We start from the raw sequence: 18,607 nt of genomic DNA, 5'->3' as shown, positions 1-18,607 counted from the left end.
CCAGATGGTCTCGCCACCGTCCGCGCTTCAGGCCCGGTAATGGCGCGGATCGCTGGGACCGGTCCGCCAACGGCGCCCGAATACGTCGGGACGGAATGCGCTGCCAGAGATGCAGGAACAACAACAATGGCAAGACAACACGGACAGGACAGCCGCGGCCCTTCCCAGCGCCAGTTGCGCGTTGGCGAGACGGTCCGCAAGGAGCTGTCCGATATTCTGACCCGGGGACGGTTCTCCGACCCCGATCTCGACGGGGTGATCGTCACGATCCCCGAAGTGCGCATGACACCGGACCTGCGCCTGGCCACCTGCCTGGTGATGCCGCTTGGGGGTGTCAACGCTGAAAATGTCGAAAAGGCCCTGAACCGCAGCGCCAAATATCTGCGCGGCCAGGTGTCCCGCCGGCTGACCATGAAATACATGCCGGACCTGCGCTTCGTTCTCGACACCAGGTTCGACGACGACGACCGCATCGGCACGCTGCTGCATTCCCCGGAAGTCTCCCGCGATCTCGACGCGGACGAAGAGGACGGCGACCCAGCCAAGGATTGATTGCCGCGTTGAAACCACAATTCACGGTTCAATTTGAAATTGCGTGAATCCGAGTTCTTGGCCCTCGGTAATTGTAGCCTCGCCGGGAAATGGAAAACTGAATTTGTCTGGCCGGTCGACTTGAATGTGTGCCGTGTCGGCAAGTCACTTGATGTGAAAGAAGATGGCGCTCTTCAGAACTATCGCAGCAATCGCACTTGGTGCAGCGACCTCTGCATGTGTCGTGTTTCCCGTTCCACGCGTCCTCTCGCCTGAGGTTTCGGGCGTGCTGTTAAACGATGGTATGCCGGTTGCAAATGCAGAGATTGAGTTGGTGGCAGTATTGGCTCCATCAGACGCATAAAGTTGGAAACCAGATGACTTACTGTGACCACAACAGACTTGAAAAACTCAAGAATGATCGCTGACGAAAGCTGATGTCTTCAGGGTCTTGCTGTTGCGTATGGATGGTGGGTCCGACAGTCAGTTTTTCGTTTGTCGCCGAAAAACAATTGCAATCGTATTGAAACGCACTCATGGCACGCCAAAAACAATTCAAAAGAAAAAAGAACGCAATCAACGGCTGGCTTGTGCTGGACAAGCCCTATGGCATCACCTCCAACGACGCACTCGGCAAGATCAAGCGGATCTTCTCGCCGGAAAAGGTCGGTCATGCCGGAACACTGGATCCGCGCGCGTCCGGACTCCTGCCGGTCGCCTTCGGCGAAGCCACGAAAACCGTGCCCTTCGTCATGGATGGCCGCAAGGTCTACCGTTTCGAGGTGACCTGGGGCGTGGAAACCAACACGGACGACACCGAGGGCGAGGCGGTTGCCACGTCCGACGTGCGGCCGAATGCGGAAGAAATCTCGGCAGTTCTTGGTGAGTTTGTCGGCACGATCATGCAGGTTCCGCCGAAATTCTCCGCCATCAAGATCGCCGGTGAACGGGCATATGATCTGGCGCGCGACGGCGAAGAGGTCGAGCTGGAAGCCCGGCCCATCGACGTGCACCGGCTGGATCTGGTCGAATGTCCGGACGAGAACCGGGCTGTTTTCGAGGCTGAATGCGGCAAGGGGACCTATGTGCGGGCAATCGCCCGCGACCTCGGCCGCCGTCTCGGCACCTGTGGTCACGTTACCGAACTGCGAAGATTGCTGGTCGGGCCGTTCGGCGAAGACGACCTGATCGGGCTGGACGAAATCCTGGAAGCATCCGAGGCACTTGAGGAAGGCGCCGGCGTCGAGGCGCTGGTCGAGGAGTTCGTCCTGCCGGTTCGCGAGGCGATGGACAATCTGATCGAGGTACCGGTTTCGCTCGATGACGCGGCAAAAATCCGCAAGGGCATGGCCGTGTTGCTGCGCGGCCGCGATGCACCGCTCAACACGGAAGTCGCCTTTGCCAGCCACGCCAGCGTGCCGGTCGCCATCGGCTCAATTGACAAGGGCCGGTTCCAGCCGACCAGGGTGTTTCACCTGTAAATTCGGGTGTGGCGAAAAAACCTGAGAAACCTCTGGATTCTCGCAAGGTTTTCCGCCATATTCCGCCGCCATTGGGCACTGATGCTCAATTCGTCCGGAAGGATCCTTTGCTGAACGACATCTCGGCTCTGGAAACGTCCGGATCAGGCCGGTCTCCGGCATTTCAACGTGTCCGGTCAACGGACCCCACTCTTTGAAAGGAAAGAGCGATGTCGATTACTGCAGAGCGCAAAGCTGAGCTCATCAAGGAATACGCCATCAAAGAAGGCGACACCGGTTCCCCGGAAGTACAGGTCGCGATCCTCACCGAGCGGATCAACAACCTGACCGAACACTTCAAGGGTCATGGCAAGGATAACCACTCCCGCCGCGGTCTTCTGAAAATGGTTGCGCAGCGCCGGTCCCTTCTGGACTACACGCGCGGCAAGAGCGAAGAACGCTACAAGTCGCTGATCTCGCGTCTTGGCATTCGCCGCTAAGAACTCAGAACCTGAAAGCGCGGTGGGTGAGAACCCGCCGCGTTTTTGTATTGCGTGACGGCATTTGCCGGACGCAGCTCTTGCGGGCAAAACACTGATCCACTTCGGGTCTTTGTTCCGCGAAAGAGCTTTGAGTGTTTCAAATTCGAGTGGAACGCTCTATAGAGACCTCGTGACACGTCATGGGGCAGGATTGCCGGCTTCTTTCCGTCTTGAGCCGAAAGCAGCTCGTCGTCTTGCCCGTGACCTGTCCGCCGGTAACCGGCCCATACGGGGCCGACCGGGAATGTGTCTGCCATGACCGTGCTGTACCGAAAGCAGCCAAAGGCAGGCAAAGCTGTAAGGACAGATGATGTTTGATATTCATCGTGTAGAAGTCGAGTGGGGCGGACGCCCGCTCGTCCTCGAAACGGGCAAGGTTGCCCGTCAGGCCGACGGCGCCGTCATGGCGACCTATGGCGAAACGAAGGTTCTGGCGACGGTTGTTTCCGCCAAGTCTCCGAAGCCGGGCCAGGATTTTTTCCCGCTCACCGTGAACTACCAGGAAAAGGCATTTGCCGCTGGTAAGATCCCGGGTGGCTACTTCAAGCGTGAAGGCCGTCCGTCAGAGCACGAGACGCTGACGTCCCGCCTGATCGACCGTCCGATCCGCCCGCTGTTCGCAGACGGCTACAAGAACGACACCCAGGTGGTGATCACCGTTCTGTCGCACGATCTGGAAAACGCTCCGGACATCCTGGCGATGGTGGCTTCTTCCGCTGCTCTGACCCTTTCCGGCGTTCCCTTCATGGGGCCGATCGGCGGCGCGCGCGTTGGCTACATCAACGGCGAATATGTGCTGAACCCGCTGGTCGACGACATGCCGGAATCCTCGCTGGATCTGGTTGTTGCCGGTACCAACGACGCCGTTCTGATGGTTGAATCCGAAGCCAAGGAACTGAACGAAGACATCATGCTCGGCGCTGTGATGTTCGGCCACAAGGGCTTCCAGCCGGTGATCGACGCGATCATCAAACTGGCTGAAACCGCTGCCAAGGAACCGCGCGAGCTGGTCCTGCCGGATCATTCCGAGCTGTTCGGCAAGGTCAAGGCTCTGGCCGAGGGCGAGCTTGTTGCCGCTTACAAGATCACGTCCAAGACCGACCGCAAGAATGCAGTCGACGCTGCCAAGGCGAAGGTCGTTGAAGCGCTGATCACCAACGCTGCCGAAGGCGAAGCCGTCGAAAGCACCGTTCTGGGCGAGCAGTTCAAGAAACTGGAAGCTGAAATCGTTCGTGGCGCGATCCTCGACACCGGCACCCGTATCGACGGACGTGACCTGTCGACCGTCCGTGCGATCTCTTCCGAAGTCGGCATTCTGCCGCGTGCACACGGTTCCGCGCTCTTCACCCGTGGTGAAACCCAGGGCCTGGTCGTTGCCACCCTCGGCACCGGCGAAGACGAGCAGTTCATCGATCTTCTGGAAGGCACCGTGAAGTCTCACTTCATGCTGCATTACAACTTCCCGCCTTACTCCGTCGGTGAAACCGGCCGCATGGGCTCCCCGGGACGCCGCGAAATCGGTCACGGCAAGCTGGCATGGCGTGCGATCAACCCGATGATGCCTCCGCATCACGAGTTCCCGTACACCGTCCGCGTCGTTTCCGAAGTCACCGAATCCAACGGTTCGTCTTCCATGGCAACCGTCTGCGGCACTTCGCTGTCGCTGATGGATGCCGGCGTTCCGCTGAAGGCACCGGTTGCCGGTATCGCCATGGGTCTGATCAAGGACGGCGACCGTTTTGCGGTTCTGTCCGACATCCTGGGCGATGAAGATCACCTCGGCGACATGGACTTCAAGGTCGCCGGTACCCAGGACGGTATCACCTCGCTGCAGATGGACATCAAGATCGACGGTATTACCGAAGAGATCATGAAGGTCGCTCTGGGTCAGGCCAAGGACGGCCGTATCCACATCCTCGGCGAAATGTCCAAGGCTATCACCGAGGCTCGTGCCGAGCTCGGCGAACATGCTCCGCGCATCGAAGTGATGAAGATCCCGGTCGACAAGATCCGTGAAGTCATCGGTTCGGGCGGCAAGGTCATCCGCGAAATCGTGGAAAAGACCGGCGCGAAGGTCAACATCGAAGACGACGGCACCGTCAAGATCGCATCTGCCGACGGCAAGGCGATCAAGGCTGCCGTCAACTGGATCAACTCCATCGCCGCTGAGCCGGAAGTGGGCATGATCTACGAAGGCACCGTCGTCAAATGCGTTGATTTCGGCGCATTCGTGAACTTCTTCGGTGCGAAGGACGGTCTGGTCCACATCTCCCAGCTGGCTCCGAAGAAAGTTGCCAAGGTCACCGACGTGATCAAGGAAGGCGACAAGGTCTGGGTCAAGCTCATGGGCTTCGACGAGCGCGGCAAGGTCCGCCTGTCCATGAAGGTTGTCGACCAGGAAACCGGCAAGGAAATCGAAAAGAAGGAAGAAGCTGAATAAGCTTCCGTCCGACAGACGCAATATATGAAACGGGGACCGAAAGGTCCCCGTTTTTGTTTGTCTTGAAGCGAGAAAGGCTGGTCAGCCGGCCCGGGCCGCAACAGAATCGACGCCGTTCATCTTGGCGAGATAGCGGTGGAAGTCGACGCCGGAAAGCGGGCGCGAAAAGCTGTACCCCTGGATGAGCGAGCAGCCGAAGGAGTGTATCAGCTCGCATTGTTCGTGCGTCTCAGCTCCCTCGCACACGACTTCGATATGCAGCGAGCCGGCCATTGAAATGATCGCCTGAACCAGTGCCTGGCCGTCCACATCCCGCTCCAGGCCCATGATGAAGGTCCGGTCGATCTTGAGCGTGTCGATCGGCAGGCGCTTCAGGTAGCTGAGTGACGAATAGCCGGTACCGAAATCATCCAGGGAGATCTTGATGCCGAGGTTGCTGATGGCTTCCAGGATTTCAACCGGGTTGACGCGCTGGTCGTCGAACATCACGCTTTCGGTGACTTCCAGCTGCAGGCGGGCCGGGTCCATGCCGGTCTCGTCGAGGATTTCTCTCAGCCGAGGCAGGAAATCCGCATCCCTGCACTGGCGCGGTGAGATGTTGACGCTGATCCCGTCGAGCTGCAGGCCGTTGCGGTTGCAGGACTGGAAGAATTCGCAGGCCTCGCGCAGCACCTGTTCGCCAAGCGGCACGATGAGCCCACAGTCTTCGGCCACCTTGATGAACTCGGTCGGCGGGACGACGCCCAACTTGGGATCGGTCCAGCGTGCCAGAGTTTCGCAGCTCACCACGCGGTTCTTTTCATAGTCCACGATCGGCTGGAAATTCAGGTGCAGCTCACCCTTGTCGATGGCTTGCCGGAGGCAGATCTCGATCTGGCTTGCGCGGGCGGCCTGTTCATTCATGCGCGTGGCAAAGAACCGGTAACTGGCACCGCTATCGGCCTTGGCCTGCAGCATGCTGGTGTCGGCCTGCATCAGCAGCGCTTCCTCGTGTGTGCCATCGTGCGGGCAGACGGTAATGCCGAGACTGCCGGCAAGCACGGCTTCATTGCCGTCTTCCAGTTTGATCGGGTCGCCGATCGCCTTCAGAATGTCACGGGCGGTCTGTTCGATCTGCCAGCGGTCTTCCGGGTTCGACAGGATAATGGCGAATTCGTCGCCGCCCATGCGGGCCACGGTCTGGTCCGGACCAAGGGTCCTGGTCAGACGCGCGGCTATGGTTTCGATGACCTTGTCCCCTGCCTTGGGTCCATAGGTTTCGTTGACGGTCTTGAATCGGTCGAGGTCGAGGATCATCAGCGCGGTCAGGTCGCCCATATGCTTGCCGCGCTGGATCGCCTGGCGCAAACGGTCCATGAACAGGCGCCGGTTCGGCAGGCCGGTCAGAATGTCGAAATTGGCATTCTTGGTTGCCAGTTCCTCCTGGCGTTTGCGCTCGCTGATGTCTGTGATGGTGGCGTAATAGGCGCGTTCTCCGCGCCATTCCGTCAACCGAACATGCTGCTCCAGCCAGATGGTCTCGCCATCCTTGCGGATGCCCTTGACCTCATAGGCGCGGGGTGCGCCTTCGCCGTTTTCACGCATGTTGTAGTAGCTGCGCAGCCGGCTGTGCTCTTCCGGCGCATAGATCACCAATGTGGGAGACTCGACAAGCTGCTCGGGTTCACCGGGGGTGTAACCGCACATTTTCAGCAGGGCGTCGTTCACATAAAGGATGCGATGATTGGCATGAACCAGCACGCCGTGCATCGAGCCGTCGATCATGTCCTTGAACTGGGCATCGCGGTCACGAACGGATTCGAACGCTGCCTGGAACATGGTCGCCAATTTGTTGAATTCGAAGATCAGCCCGGGTGGCGGTGGCGACACCACCCTGTCCTGACGCAGGCTCATCGCGTAGTTCAGCAGCCTGCCCAGGCCGGCCGTGGTGATGCGATTGACCAGAAGCGCGGCACCGATTGCCAGTATCGCGGTATAAAGCAGGAACGGCGTGAACAGCTGGCTGTAGGTTTCCTCGACCTTTTGCAGGGTGTCCACGGGCTGCTTGATCACGGTCGCAAGCATATGGCCGTCCAGCCCCTGCATCAACGGAGCAAAAACGAAAAGATTCTCTCCGTTGAGCGCGTAATTGACGTCGTCGGGTGCAGCGTAGAGCCGTTCGGGAAGGACTTCCGTGGTCAGGTCACCCATGCCCGCCACAACATCCTCATGGTGATAGAAGGCGATATCTTCCACCCGTAGCGCCTTGGCGAGGACACCCGGCAGAGAGAAGGAATCGGTAACAGTCGTCCCGCCGTAGATCCTGCCGAGGGCTCGGCCGGTATCGGAATCCAGTACCAGAACAGAGATCGCAGCAGTGATCTGTATGGGATCGGAATCATGGTCCGCGTAAGTTACCCAGATGTCGGGCGGCATGGCCGCGCGTATCTTCACCGGCAACTGGTGGCTCAGGTCGACGAGGCCGAGACTGCCGTTTACCCAGCCGTCTTCACCCGGACGATCGATCAGGAGAATGTCCAGAACGGCGCTGGTCATGCCTTCGGAAGCACGTTCAATGATGACCTTGGCGGTCTCCTTGTCGTTGTCCAACAGGGCCTGCCGGATATCCGGGTGTGCTGCGACCGCTCGGATCTGCGCTTCGAGTTTGTCCAGATGCTGGGTGAAGACGAGCCTTGCGAGCGTTGCCTTGGATTTCGCGCTGCGGGCAATTTCATGTTCGGCAATCGACAGGCTGCCAAGGTACGTAATCCAGAAGAGTGCGATCGCCGTTCCCATGAGACCGAACGCAAACAGAGCCATGACAAGGCGGCTGAAGGGAATGGAAAAATTGGCCTTCAACGAAGCGCTCCTGAACCGGCGGGCATCATCTGACAGGATAATGGGACGTGAGGGGAAGCAAGGCGGGGCGGGGTCCTTCTCGGTTGGAACAACAGGTTGTTGCTGGTCTTGCAAGTACAAGGCACCCGGTGGCGGGTGTGGACAGCTTCGGGAAAAGACTGGTTGTGACGAACCGATGCGTCCATAAGCACAGTATCATGAAACCTGGTCCTCGTTTTGCAATTGTAAGAAAAAACACTTACAGACTTAAACGTAACTGCTCGAGGTTTACCTTTGGTGAATTGGAATGGTGAAGATGTTGCGACTTTATTGTCAATTTAACTTGCTGTTCATTAATAATGTCGCGATTGGGTATAGTAATATTTGACAAGAGCTATTTCTATTGCGTGCTGCAGTCCCCTTGCATGATCGGGCGTTTGCCTCCCCCGGCGAAACTGGTATACCCCCATCGTGAAGTGAATTGGGGTCGATTGGCCTACTGCGGAAGACGGAGCCACTTGATGGGGCAGATGCGCTTGGTAGTCGTTGGAGCCGGCGGCCGAATGGGCCGGGCATTGACGCGGGCGGTCACGGAAACAACGGGTGCTACCGTCGTCGCTGCGATCGAACGCGAGGGCTCCGAGTTCCTTGGCAAGGATGTGGGCGACCTGGCTGGAACAGGTTCCTTGGGCGTTCCTGTCACCGACGATCCATTGACCGCCTTTGCTGCCTCTGACGGCGTCCTGGATTTCACGGCTCCGGCGGCAAGCCTCTGGTTTGCCGAGCTGGCCGCGCAGGCTCGCATCGTCCATGTCATCGGCACCACCGGTTGGGCTGAAGGGCAGGACGAACCTCTGAAGGCGGCTGCCCGCCATGCCCGGATCGTCAAATCCGGAAACATGAGCCTGGGTGTCAATCTGCTGGCGAGCCTGGTGCGCAAGGCTGCCGCCGCGCTTGATGCGGATTTCGACATCGAAGTTCTGGAAATGCATCACAAGCACAAGGTGGATGCCCCCTCGGGCACGGCGCTGTTGCTTGGCGAAGCGGCTGCACAGGGCCGGGGCCTGGATCTGGCCGCCCATTCGGTCCGTTCGCGCGACGGTATCATGGACCCTCGCAAGACCGGCGACATAGGCTTTGCAACCCTGCGGGGCGGGTCGGTCATCGGGGAGCATTCAGTGATTTTTGCAGGTGAGGGCGAGCGCATCGAACTCACTCACCGGGCGGAAGACCGGCAACTGTTTGCCCGCGGGGCCGTCAAGGCGGCACTGTGGGGATTTGACCAGAAGCCCGGGTTTTATTCGATGGCCGATGTCCTCGGCCTGGATTCTTGAAGATACGCATTTAGCTTGAGGAGAATGGCATGGACCGCCTTCTTGTGCTTGTCCGTCACGGACAGAGCGACTGGAATTTGAAGAACCTGTTCACCGGCTGGAAAAACCCGGACCTGACCGAGCAGGGCGTGGCGGAGGCTCACAAGGCCGGCGAGCAGCTCAGGGATCTGAAGCTGTCCTTCGACGTTGCTTTCACCTCCGATCTGTCGCGTGCACAGAAGACGCTGGACATCATCCTGGAAGAACTGGGCCAGACCGGCCTTGAAACCTTCAAGGATCAGGCTCTCAACGAGCGTGACTACGGTGACATCACCGGCATGAACAAGGACGAAGCGCGCGAGAAATTCGGCGAAGAGCAGGTCCATATCTGGCGCCGCTCCTACGACATTCCACCTCCGGGCGGTGAAAGCCTGAAGATGACCGCAGAGCGCGTTCTGCCTTACTACAAGTCGGAAATTCTGCCGCGCGTCCTGGCTGGCAGCCGCACGATCGTTGCCGCGCACGGCAACTCGCTGCGGTCGCTGATCATGGATCTGGAAGATCTTTCACCGGAAGAAATCCTGAAGCGCGAACTGGGCACCGGAACGCCGATCATCTATCGCCTCGATGAAAACGGCGGCGTGGTCAGCGTCCAGGATCTCGCCGACTGAGGCCAGTCCGCATTGCCGAAAATCATGTCCCGCTGCTTCCAAGAGGCAGCGGGACTTGTTTTTGAAAGACAGCCTGCAGCCCGCCAGGTGCCTGCGTTGCCCTGGGCATTATCGAATGGGCCTTTGAAGCGGGCATGTACCGTCTGCAATTCCCCGGCAATTTCTTTGCAAAAACAGTCCTGAATAATGATTTGCATTCAGTGTCTCTCTCCCATTTGAGGGAGGGCCGATCTGCCGCGCCTCTATAGGTTTCCAGCCGTCGACCACGGTTGGAGCATTTTTAGATGGCCGAATGCACGAAAGTTTCTTCCCGCTTGCGGAAGCTGGTGCGCAGATCAGGGAAATCGGGACGTTCGCTATTTCAGGCAACTGCAGTTTTTCTGCTCGGCGCGGTTTCGGCGCAGGCCCAGACAAACCTGACAGCTGAAGAACAGGCCAGGCTGGCCGCAGCCGACGGCGGCCAGGCACCGACTGCCACCGCAATCGAACTTCCCTTCGAGGAGCCGTTTGACGGCAAGGATCTGGCCGGGCACTGGCAGCTCCTGAATGCTGACAAGGACACCTTCGTTGTAGAGAACGGCATCCTCCTTGCGCTCACGAGTGGCGGCAAGAACAGTCTGCGAAATGCGGATACGAGCAACATCTTCGAGCTGCAAGGCATGCCGCCTGAGGGAGACTTCGATCTTGCTATCAAGGGCAAGCTCGATCCGAAAACCGGTTACGACGAAGTCTGGCTGGGACTTCGGGAAAGTCCGGACAATTTTATTGCAGCCCATCTTTATGTGCTCACCAAGGGGTGTGGCCCAGCACTGTTCCTGCGGACTGTCGCCAATCAGCCGGTAATGCGGGAAGGCGAGCCGGTTTTGACCGCCGCCAACCACAGCTTGTTTGACGGTCCCATCATCAAGTCTGTTTGCGACAAGGCCGGTCGGCCTCTTGGGGATCAGATCTTGTCCGACCTGTTTGCAGAAGGTTTTGAGCTGACCCTTTCCAGAAGAGGGTTGCGTTACCGGACCTCCCTGACATTGACCGTTCCGGACAGAGGGGCGCAAAAACCCGCCGGTCTCGAGACCGTTCACACCAACTGGATTGCCCGTATGGCGCCTTTCGGCAAACCGGTTTTCCTGCTTGGCCAGGGCAGCCGCGCCGGCAGCGGTGAAACGCTGGCCGAGTTCGACCACTTCAGCATCCGCCGTCCGCAACAATGAGCCCGGAGTTTCCCATGTCTGCTCTTCCCTCTCGGGCGCGCGTACTGCGGCTCGTGGTTCCTTTCTCGCTCGCCCTTTGTGCAGCTTTACCTTCTCATGCTCAGCAAGGTGATGTCGCCGCCGCTGAGAACCTCGTGAGGCAGTTTTATGCCGAACATTCCAAGCGGTTCAACGACGGCGATACGCCGCTCCTGAACGACGCTCCGGCCGCAAAGGAGTTCCTCGTTGACGGTCTTGTGCAAGGGGAGCTTCAGGGGATTTTGCAATTCGACCCGGTCTATGATGCCCAGGACGCGAGCATTTCCGATCTCAGCATCCGGCCGGATCCGGAGGCACCTCTCTTGCAGGGCGCTGCCCGGATCCAGGTGACTTTTACCAACTTCGGAATGCCGATCCGGCACATCTACACGCTGATATCCGTGCCGGACGGTTCCTGGCAGATCAACGACATCTATTCCGAAACAAACGACTGGTCGCTGTCCGATCTCCTGCAGTCCGCCGGTGTGGACATCAGATCGGATCCAGGTTCCGAGATCACGCTCAAGGGCGGTTCAGCGGCCGGGTCCACCGTTGGATCGGGGCAGACACAGGCTGCAAATGGCGGAGACGCCGTGGTACCCGGCATGGAGGAAGGGGACCTTCCCGGAAACGGCCTGTCCTCTGAAGGGAGCGACCTTCTGTTCGTTCTGGACGGTTCAGGCTCCATGTGGGGACAGGTCGACGGTGTTGCCAAGATCACCACCGCGAAACAGGCGCTTACAGGTCTTATCGGTGATCTGCCGGCTCAGACCAATGTCGGTCTCATGGCCTACGGGCACCGCCGGGAGGGGGATTGCGGAGACACCGAGATCCTGTATCCGGTTTCCAACTTCGATACCGAACGTCTGAAGCCGGTTATCGACGCGATTACGCCTCGTGGAAAAACCCCCATCGCGGCCGCCCTGCAACAGGCGGCTTCCGCCATGCCCGCCTCCAACCGGCCGGCAAACGTGCTTCTGATTTCAGACGGGCTGGAAACCTGCGGCGGCGACCCATGCGCCGCGGCCAAGGCATTGGCCGAGCGGGGTATCAACACCCGCGTCCATGTGGTCGGGTTTGACCTGACGCAGGAAGAGAACCAGGCCCTTCAGTGCATCGCCGAAAATGGTGGCGGCAATTATTACGCCGCCAACAATGCCGAAAGCTTCACCGAGGCCGTCAAGCAGGCTGTCGCGGACGCAGGCAAGGCAGCGGAACCTCCCGCACCGGCGCCGGAAGCTGAAGAAGACGTTCCGGCCAGCACCCTTGTGTTTGAGGAAACATTTGACGGCCCGGAGCTGGCAGCCAGCTGGCAAACACTGAACGGAACCGACAGGCTTACCAGGTTTACCGGAAACGGCACCCTGTTTGTCTCCGCACTGGGGGGCGACACGATCTACGACAACAAGAACGCGCTAAACCGCCTCGTTCTTGACGAGCCGCTGCCTGACGGCGATTTCGACCTGAGTCTCAAGTTCAAGCTGCATGAACAAAGCGGCCATGAAAGCGTATCGTTGTCGCTGCTGGAGGATACGAACAACCAGATTGGCGCAATGGCCTGGATCTGGACGAAAGGCTGCGGTTCTTATCTGAACCTGTCCTTGACCCGCCTCTCCGGAGATCCCGAAGGCAAGCCTGAAGTATCGCGTTTCGATGTCAATCTGTTCAGCAAGCAGATCGTCAAGACCGTGTGCGACAAGGCGGGCAGGGCCTATGGCAACAAGGTTCTGGAATCGCTTTCGACCGATGGTGCTCTGCTGCGCCTGAAACGGCGAGGACGTGCGCTCTCCGCTGCCATCGAACTGGAATTGCCCGCTGCTGATGGTCAGGAGGGCGGTCCCTACGTCCTCGAGACCGATCCGGTTACCGTACTGCGCCTTGCCGGCAAGCCGAGCGTGCTCGCCGGTCAATGGAACAAGGCAAAGTCGCAAGAGAGCCATTTCGAATTCGACAGGTTTGCAATCGAGCTGGTTTCGCAATGAGGATTCGTCCTCGCCGTGCTTGTCTGGCCTTCGTAATCCCCTGGGTCCTGTCGGAAGCTGTCTTCGCGCAGGGTCCAGTTGTCCAGGCCCCAGGTGTCGAAGACCTCGCTTGTGCGGCGGGGTAAGGCTGCCAAGGCGTTTCGTCTTCGCAATGCGACGTCCTGGCAATGCTGGGCTTGATGACCACGGGAGAGGCCCGGGACCTGTTCGCCCAGGCTTATCCCGCACGGTTTACGGAGGTGGCAAGAAACGTAGCCCTGCCACCATCCGAATGCCTGCAGGCTGCCGGTTCCGGCATAGGTACCGGCGCGGGCAGCCTTTCAAGTTCGGGTACCGAGGACACCGGCGCATCGCCGAATGGCAGTGGTGCACAAGCCTTGCCCGACTTCGCAAGTTTCGACGGGTTTTCCGAGGCACCATGTCCGGGCAATGTGTCTGTCGATCCGATCTTCGTGCAGGGGCAACCGGACATCCGGGTGCTCGCCTGTTTCAAGGGAGCGAACAATCGCTACAGCGAATGCGGCAAGGCACCCGCCCGTGCCTATTGTCTGAAATTCGGTGAGCCGGACGTTGCCTGTTTCGGCGACATCAAGCTCGTCGGAAAGGCCGCAACGGTCGACGCCTATTGCGAAACCGGCGGGTGTCCCGCTTTTGGTTTCATTGTCTGCAAATAAGCGCCATCCGGTGCCGGAACCGCATTGATGCTCACCCAAATGGGAGAGGCTTCAGCCGGATCGAAACGTCAGTCTTGCGTCATCGACATGTCTCGCCAACAAGACCGGAGACTGAAATGCGGAAGATTTGGATGATACTTTTTCTGGCACTGGGGACGAGTTTCCTGCTGCCAACCTTTTCGGCGCAGGCCAAGACGATCTGCACGATTCAGGCGGAGAGCGCTTTCAGCAAGGGTCACAAGACCCGGGCCGGTGCCGAGGCAAGAGCCTGGGTAAACTGGCAAGGCAAGATGAGGAACAGCCATGGCCGCCGGTTTGCCGTTTCCATGGCCCGAGTAACAAAAGGATATCCCAAGTTCGATGGCACCCGGTTTAACCACAGGGTGGTGGTTCGCGCTCAGGGTTGCTACGTCAAAGGCGTTTCCTGCCTCACCGGCACGGGGATCACCCCTTCCTGCGAGTGCCAGAGCGACCGTCGCGCCGCCTTGAAGCAGGGATGTTCCGTCTACGCTGCTGGCAGGTGACAGGCGGTACGAAAACTTCCCGAATGGAATGCGTGCGGACGGTCTATTTCAACCAGCCGACAGGCCCGGCCATCAGCCGGGCCACAAGCTCCGACTGACTGTGCACGCCGATCTTCTGGAAACTCTTCTTGAGATGCCCGCGTGCCGTGCTGACCAGAATGCCCTGGTTGTCTGCAATCTGGTCCAGCGATCGTCCTTCGGCGATCTCGAGGGCAATCTCCGCTTCCTTGCCGGTCAGGCCATAGGCCAGTTCGATCAGGGTCTTTCGGGTTTCGGAGGTGTCTTCGCCGGTCTGCACCCTCAACAACAACAAGCTGGCAGGCCCGTGCCTTTGAAGGCTGGTCTGTTTGAGGGCGGCAGGAAAAAACTGAAAGCCGACAGGCTTGCCCTCGTGGACAATCAGTCTTTCCCCGTTCTGGCGAGAAATGACTGCCGCTTCGTTTTCTACCAGAAGCGACTTTACCCGCGTCTTCGCGGTTTCTTGAATTTGACAAGCGTCGTCCTGCGGCAACAGGCCCGAGAGCGAGGTTTCGAAGGCGCCGTTGCAATGCAGGAGGTCGTTTTGCCTGTCCAGCAGGGCAACACCGATCTGCAGCCGCTCGATCACGCTTTCCAGGAGAACGCCGAGCGTCGCGCTCATCATGACCTGCTTGTTCAGATTGAACGCCCGTTCCCAGTGCGGCATCAGCCGGCTGATGCGCTCGTGCAATTCCTCCTCGTTGACGTTCCCGGAGAGTTCCGCCTCATGGATCATCCGGTAGATGATTTCCGTCCATCGGCTGTCGTCGTCGATCGCGTTGTAACAGAGCTCGACAAGTTCATCCGGCTCCAGCTGCCGTGCGCCGGTTTCGCTGATCCGGTTGAGGATGTCCGAGGCAAGCTCTTCCACGCCGACTTCACTGATATCGGCCTCAGGGCGCCTGTTTTTCTGGACCCAGTCCAGGATCCGTCCGCTGATTGAGAATTTGTCCTCTTCCAGAAACAGCGCCGACCGGGCTCCGTCGACACGTTCGGAGGCTACGTCCTCGATGCCTATCCGCGACAGGAAGCGCTGGATGGGCGGCAGGAAACCGCCGTCGCGGAGCATTGCATCCTCGCCGCCGAAGACGACAAGGCACCGCGTGCCTGGTTTCATCTGAGCGTCACGCGGCCAAGACCACGCACTGAGCATGCCTTCGAAAATCTGCTTCCAATATGCGGGTGTCGGTGTCGGCCAGCCATGCGGGTCTTCCAGAACCTGCTGAATGACGCGGTGATCCGTACTCATGACATCGGCAAGGTGCCTGCGATCCTTCAGGTGCGCGCCAAGGAAGGAATAGAGATGGTGCAGGGTCTGTTCGTCGGGCGTATCCGCCCCTTTCAGGCGGATGCGAACCTCGGCAAAAGTCTTGCCGAACAGGGCCAGCGTCTTCTGGTTGGGCGGCGGCGAGATGAACACGATGTGCCGTGCAAGGTCCGGCCAGGACTTCATGACTTCCAGGGTCAGCAGGGCGGTGATATTGGGAACGACGATCAACCGGTCCTGCCAGGGCGTGTCCTCAAAGCTCCGCTGCAGCAGGTGCCGCATGTCTTCTACAGCCGATTTCCAGCCGTCTCGCGGATCCAGATGCCCGGCAACCGAGGTCTTGTCGAAACTCTTGCCGTGTCCCCGGATATCACCGGAGTGGACGTCCCAGCCGGAGGCGCGGAATCCGGCCGCGAGTGGCTGCAGCATTCCTGAATGCGTTGGTTGGCTGTGGCCAAGGAAAACGGTTCTCTTTCCCGAATAGAGACGGCGCGTCATGTTGACGGGCCAATGACGGTAATAAAGCGAAGGCCCGTCAGGTCTCGGTAGGTATTTTGCTTCCATGCGCAGATCTCGTCTCAGAACCACATCTGCCCAATGTGTCAAAATTCCCCTTGCAGACGCCCGCCGCGAGACTGCAGCAGAAAGCCGCCGTTGCAAATCTATGAAAATCCATAGGGTCTGGCTGCAAAAGCGGCGTTTCATGCCGAGTGCCCCTATTCGACGGTATTCTTGAGAGAGAACTTTGCGGCCTCGAACTCGATCAGCAGGTCGGCGAGATGTGCATCGACCCGGTCCGGATGCGCGTTGGCACCGACAAGCTTGTCCTGCGCCAGAAAGAACAGGACATCGTCGTCAACCACGAAACCGACAGTATGATACCGCTGAAGCAGATCGAGCAGGGTGGTCTGAGTAGCAGGCGTCAGGATGCTGAGAACGGCAAGGTCCGTATCCGCTCCGGCACCGTTTGAACAGGAAACATGGAATGCCTCGTTAAAGGCGATGGACTCCGTCTTGATGTCCCGATCCAGAGGGCCCTTGTGGAAGAGGTTCTCCGGTCGAACTGCAGCCCGGACGCCTGTCTTGCGGCCAAGTTTGTAAGCGCCCAGGAGGGAGTAGAACACGCCGAAGCCCCCTCGGCCGCCACGGGCGTCACGCCTCAGGGCAGGATTCGCCGCAAGGCCGGCTTCCATTTCCATGGCACCGATTGCGAGCCAGAACGGCAATCCGTCGTTGCTGCTTGTGCCCCAGAATTCGCCATCGAATTGGGCACCGACAAAGGACCCGACCTGAAGCCTGGTCAGTTCCGGGACGCGGTCTTCCACGGCAAGCGCCCTTTCGGATTTGACCAGGTGCGTTCGGCGATCCGCGCCGTCCGATGTCATGACAGTGCCGAATTCGCGCACGCGCTCCATGAGCTTGCCGGTGTAGCTCCAGCCTTTCCTGCGTGCGAGTTCGACCCGGCGGTTCAGCTGTCGGCCGTCTCTGTTTTCAAGCTCCCCCGCCAGAAACATGAGCGCGAACATCACGGTCGTGACCGCAACAGGCACAAACGGAAAGCCGTCCGTCCAGAAGCCCTGCACCATGGTCCACAGAAGGGCAAGGATCGCCCCTATCGGCAGCATGCGCCGGACCGGAGCCGGCAGAACAACTCCGGATCGGATGTCGGAGACATCGGGGGTCTCCACGGAGATTTCACCCTTGATCGGGTCCCAGTGCGTGACGCGCCCACTCATGACGGCGCTCTTGTCAGGTCGATTGGCGGTACGGATCCAGCGGATTTCAACTGGTCTGCATCGAGTGCGAAAAACGCTGCCCGCTCGAAGCCGAGGAGCGAGCCGACCCAACACGAAGGGATGGCATCCAGCAGTGTGTTGTAACGATCCACATTGCCGTTATAGAGCCGGCGTGCGGCACTGATCTGGTCCTCGGTTTCCTCCAGCTGTTTTTGCAGTTGAAGGATGTTCTCCGTCGAAGTCACATCAGGATGGTGTTCCGTGTAACCAAGGAAGGTGCTCAAACCCGCGGTCAGGTCGCCTTCGGCCCGTTCGATGTCTTCCAGGCGGCCTTGCCTGACCGCAATCGCCTTCTCCCGTACTTCCAGAAGACGGTCGAAGACATGGTTTTCCTGACGGATGGCGGAACGGACCGCGCTCACCAGCCCGGGAACAAGGTCATGCCGCCGCTTGAGTTGAACCTGAATGCCGGAACGCCCGTTCGCAACGGCATTTCTGGCCGCTGCCAGGCGGTTCTGCAGGTAGACGAACCCGCCAAGGCTCATGCTCAGTAGGATGAAAAGCGTCGTCATGTATGTCTCCGGAAATCCCATGTCCGGACGACAACAGAACAGTTGGGGTGACACGCGCCCTCTCCCATTTAAGGGAGCTTGAACACGTGAAAGGCACAGGACACCTTTCCCACATTCCTGACTAAGGGGAAATCAGCCCGTTGAGCAGCGCAATGGCAATTGCCTGTTCGCGGGTCGCGGCGCGAAGTTTTGTGCGGGCGTTCTTGAGATGGAGTTCGACGGTAACCGGCCTGAGGCCGAGCTTGTCTGCAATCTGCTTGCTGCGCAGGCCTTGCGCGACCCAAAGGAGGCATTCCTTTTCCCTCGGGCTCAGCGCGATGTCCCTGTGCTCGTTTTCCAGCGCAGCCTGCAGGCGCTGGTGCGCAAAGAAGGCTGTCAGGCGGAGCAGGTCGGCATGTTCTGAAAATATCTTCTCGATTTCGTGGCGCGGCAGGCTTGAACCGAGGTTCCAGCCACCAGCTCCACCAGGGCCGGCTTGCCGCACGATACAGGACATGCCGGCACGCATGCCGGTTTCTCCAGCTTCCTGAATGAGTTGGCGCTGGGCGGCGCACAGATACGGGTAGTCCGATAGATAGTCGATGCCTGTCCCCATAGGAGTAGTCGAGGTGCAGCAGTAGGCAAAGAAGGGGTCGATCCGCTCATAGGCGGCTGCGCGGTAATGAGAGGTCCAGCTTTCCGGAAAGGTGGTGAACATCGACAGACCGGCCATCGTGCGGTCGATGTAAATGAGCTTGTCGAAGCCAAAGGATTCGAAGAATTGCGCACTGGCTGTCCAGGCACTGTTGGAAGAAATTCCTTCAGGCAATTTCTCGATCAAACTGGGCGGCACTG

15 protein-coding genes are annotated in these 18,607 nt (G+C 59.2%); 10 read left to right on the top strand and 5 right to left on the bottom strand.

The window, feature by feature from the left end; translation table 11 throughout:
- The first annotated feature begins 126 nt into the window (after positions 1-126).
- The 4 genes from rbfA (at position 127) to pnp (ending at position 4,973) form a co-directional block, all read left to right on the top strand.
- Positions 127-552 (top strand): 30S ribosome-binding factor RbfA, encoded by a 426-nt coding sequence (gene rbfA / locus FIV03_RS03990; protein ID WP_055657070.1) that lies wholly within the window; start codon positions 127-129, stop codon positions 550-552.
- 515 nt (positions 553-1,067) lie between these two features.
- Positions 1,068-2,012 (top strand): tRNA pseudouridine(55) synthase TruB, encoded by a 945-nt coding sequence (gene truB, locus FIV03_RS03985; RefSeq protein ID WP_055657074.1) that lies wholly within the window; start codon positions 1,068-1,070, stop codon positions 2,010-2,012.
- A 209-nt stretch (positions 2,013-2,221) separates the two neighbouring features.
- Positions 2,222-2,491 carry a 30S ribosomal protein S15 gene (rpsO, locus tag FIV03_RS03980; protein ID WP_006935430.1) on the top strand — a complete coding sequence of 90 codons (270 nt, stop codon included), beginning with the start codon at positions 2,222-2,224 and terminating at the stop codon, positions 2,489-2,491.
- 352 nt (positions 2,492-2,843) lie between these two features.
- Complete coding sequence (pnp, locus tag FIV03_RS03975) at positions 2,844-4,973, top strand: polyribonucleotide nucleotidyltransferase (protein WP_152508746.1); 2,130 nt, start codon at positions 2,844-2,846, stop codon at positions 4,971-4,973.
- Between the two features lie 81 nt (positions 4,974-5,054).
- On the opposite strand, the gene FIV03_RS03970 is transcribed toward pnp, so the two are convergent.
- Complete coding sequence (locus FIV03_RS03970) at positions 5,055-7,811, bottom strand: EAL domain-containing protein (RefSeq protein WP_152508745.1); 2,757 nt, start codon at positions 7,809-7,811, stop codon at positions 5,055-5,057.
- A gap of 500 nt (positions 7,812-8,311) precedes the next feature.
- Here FIV03_RS03970 and dapB point away from each other — a divergent pair, with 500 nt between their 5' ends.
- The 6 genes from dapB to FIV03_RS03940 all read left to right on the top strand — a co-directional run bounded on the left by dapB (position 8,312) and on the right by FIV03_RS03940 (position 14,180).
- Positions 8,312-9,124, top strand: a complete 813-nt coding sequence (gene dapB, locus FIV03_RS03965; protein WP_200863749.1) for a 4-hydroxy-tetrahydrodipicolinate reductase — start codon at positions 8,312-8,314, stop codon at positions 9,122-9,124.
- Positions 9,125-9,153: 29 nt separating this feature from the next.
- Complete coding sequence (locus FIV03_RS03960; protein WP_022999102.1) at positions 9,154-9,774, top strand: 2,3-bisphosphoglycerate-dependent phosphoglycerate mutase; 621 nt, start codon at positions 9,154-9,156, stop codon at positions 9,772-9,774.
- Positions 9,775-10,058: 284 nt separating this feature from the next.
- On the top strand, positions 10,059-10,982 hold the full coding sequence (locus FIV03_RS03955) for a hypothetical protein (protein ID WP_152508744.1): 924 nt from the start codon (positions 10,059-10,061) through the stop codon (positions 10,980-10,982).
- A gap of 14 nt (positions 10,983-10,996) precedes the next feature.
- Positions 10,997-12,982: a VWA domain-containing protein gene (locus FIV03_RS03950; protein ID WP_173013767.1), complete on the top strand. Its 1,986-nt coding sequence runs from the start codon at positions 10,997-10,999 to the stop codon at positions 12,980-12,982.
- A 167-nt stretch (positions 12,983-13,149) separates the two neighbouring features.
- Positions 13,150-13,656: a hypothetical protein gene (locus FIV03_RS03945; RefSeq protein ID WP_152508742.1), complete on the top strand. Its 507-nt coding sequence runs from the start codon at positions 13,150-13,152 to the stop codon at positions 13,654-13,656.
- A gap of 131 nt (positions 13,657-13,787) precedes the next feature.
- Entirely contained in the window at positions 13,788-14,180 is a 393-nt protein-coding gene (locus FIV03_RS03940; protein ID WP_022999097.1) for a hypothetical protein, read from the top strand.
- A 43-nt stretch (positions 14,181-14,223) separates the two neighbouring features.
- On the opposite strand, the gene FIV03_RS03935 is transcribed toward FIV03_RS03940, so the two are convergent.
- The 4 genes from FIV03_RS03935 to FIV03_RS03920 all read right to left on the bottom strand — a co-directional run bounded on the left by FIV03_RS03935 (position 14,224) and on the right by FIV03_RS03920 (position 18,605).
- A complete protein-coding gene (locus FIV03_RS03935) occupies positions 14,224-15,894 on the bottom strand; it encodes an alpha/beta hydrolase (protein ID WP_286202262.1) in 1,671 nt (556 codons plus the stop codon).
- A 287-nt stretch (positions 15,895-16,181) separates the two neighbouring features.
- Positions 16,182-17,201 carry a hypothetical protein gene (locus FIV03_RS03930; protein WP_152508740.1) on the bottom strand — a complete coding sequence of 340 codons (1,020 nt, stop codon included), beginning with the start codon at positions 17,199-17,201 and terminating at the stop codon, positions 16,182-16,184.
- The gene (locus FIV03_RS03925; RefSeq protein WP_173013765.1) at positions 17,198-17,773 is read right to left on the bottom strand and encodes a LemA family protein; all 576 of its coding nucleotides are present in this window, start codon (positions 17,771-17,773) and stop codon (positions 17,198-17,200) included. Before FIV03_RS03925 ends, FIV03_RS03930 begins: the two co-directional genes overlap by 4 nt.
- Before the next feature lie 121 nt (positions 17,774-17,894).
- The gene (locus tag FIV03_RS03920; protein ID WP_158514219.1) at positions 17,895-18,605 is read right to left on the bottom strand and encodes a LuxR family transcriptional regulator; all 711 of its coding nucleotides are present in this window, start codon (positions 18,603-18,605) and stop codon (positions 17,895-17,897) included.
- Positions 18,606-18,607: the final 2 nt, after the last annotated feature.

It is taken from the genome of Labrenzia sp. THAF187b (genome assembly GCF_009363375.1).
Classification (GTDB): Bacteria; Pseudomonadota; Alphaproteobacteria; order Rhizobiales; family Stappiaceae; genus Roseibium; species Roseibium algicola.
This window is presented reverse-complemented; position numbering and strand designations above follow the sequence as displayed.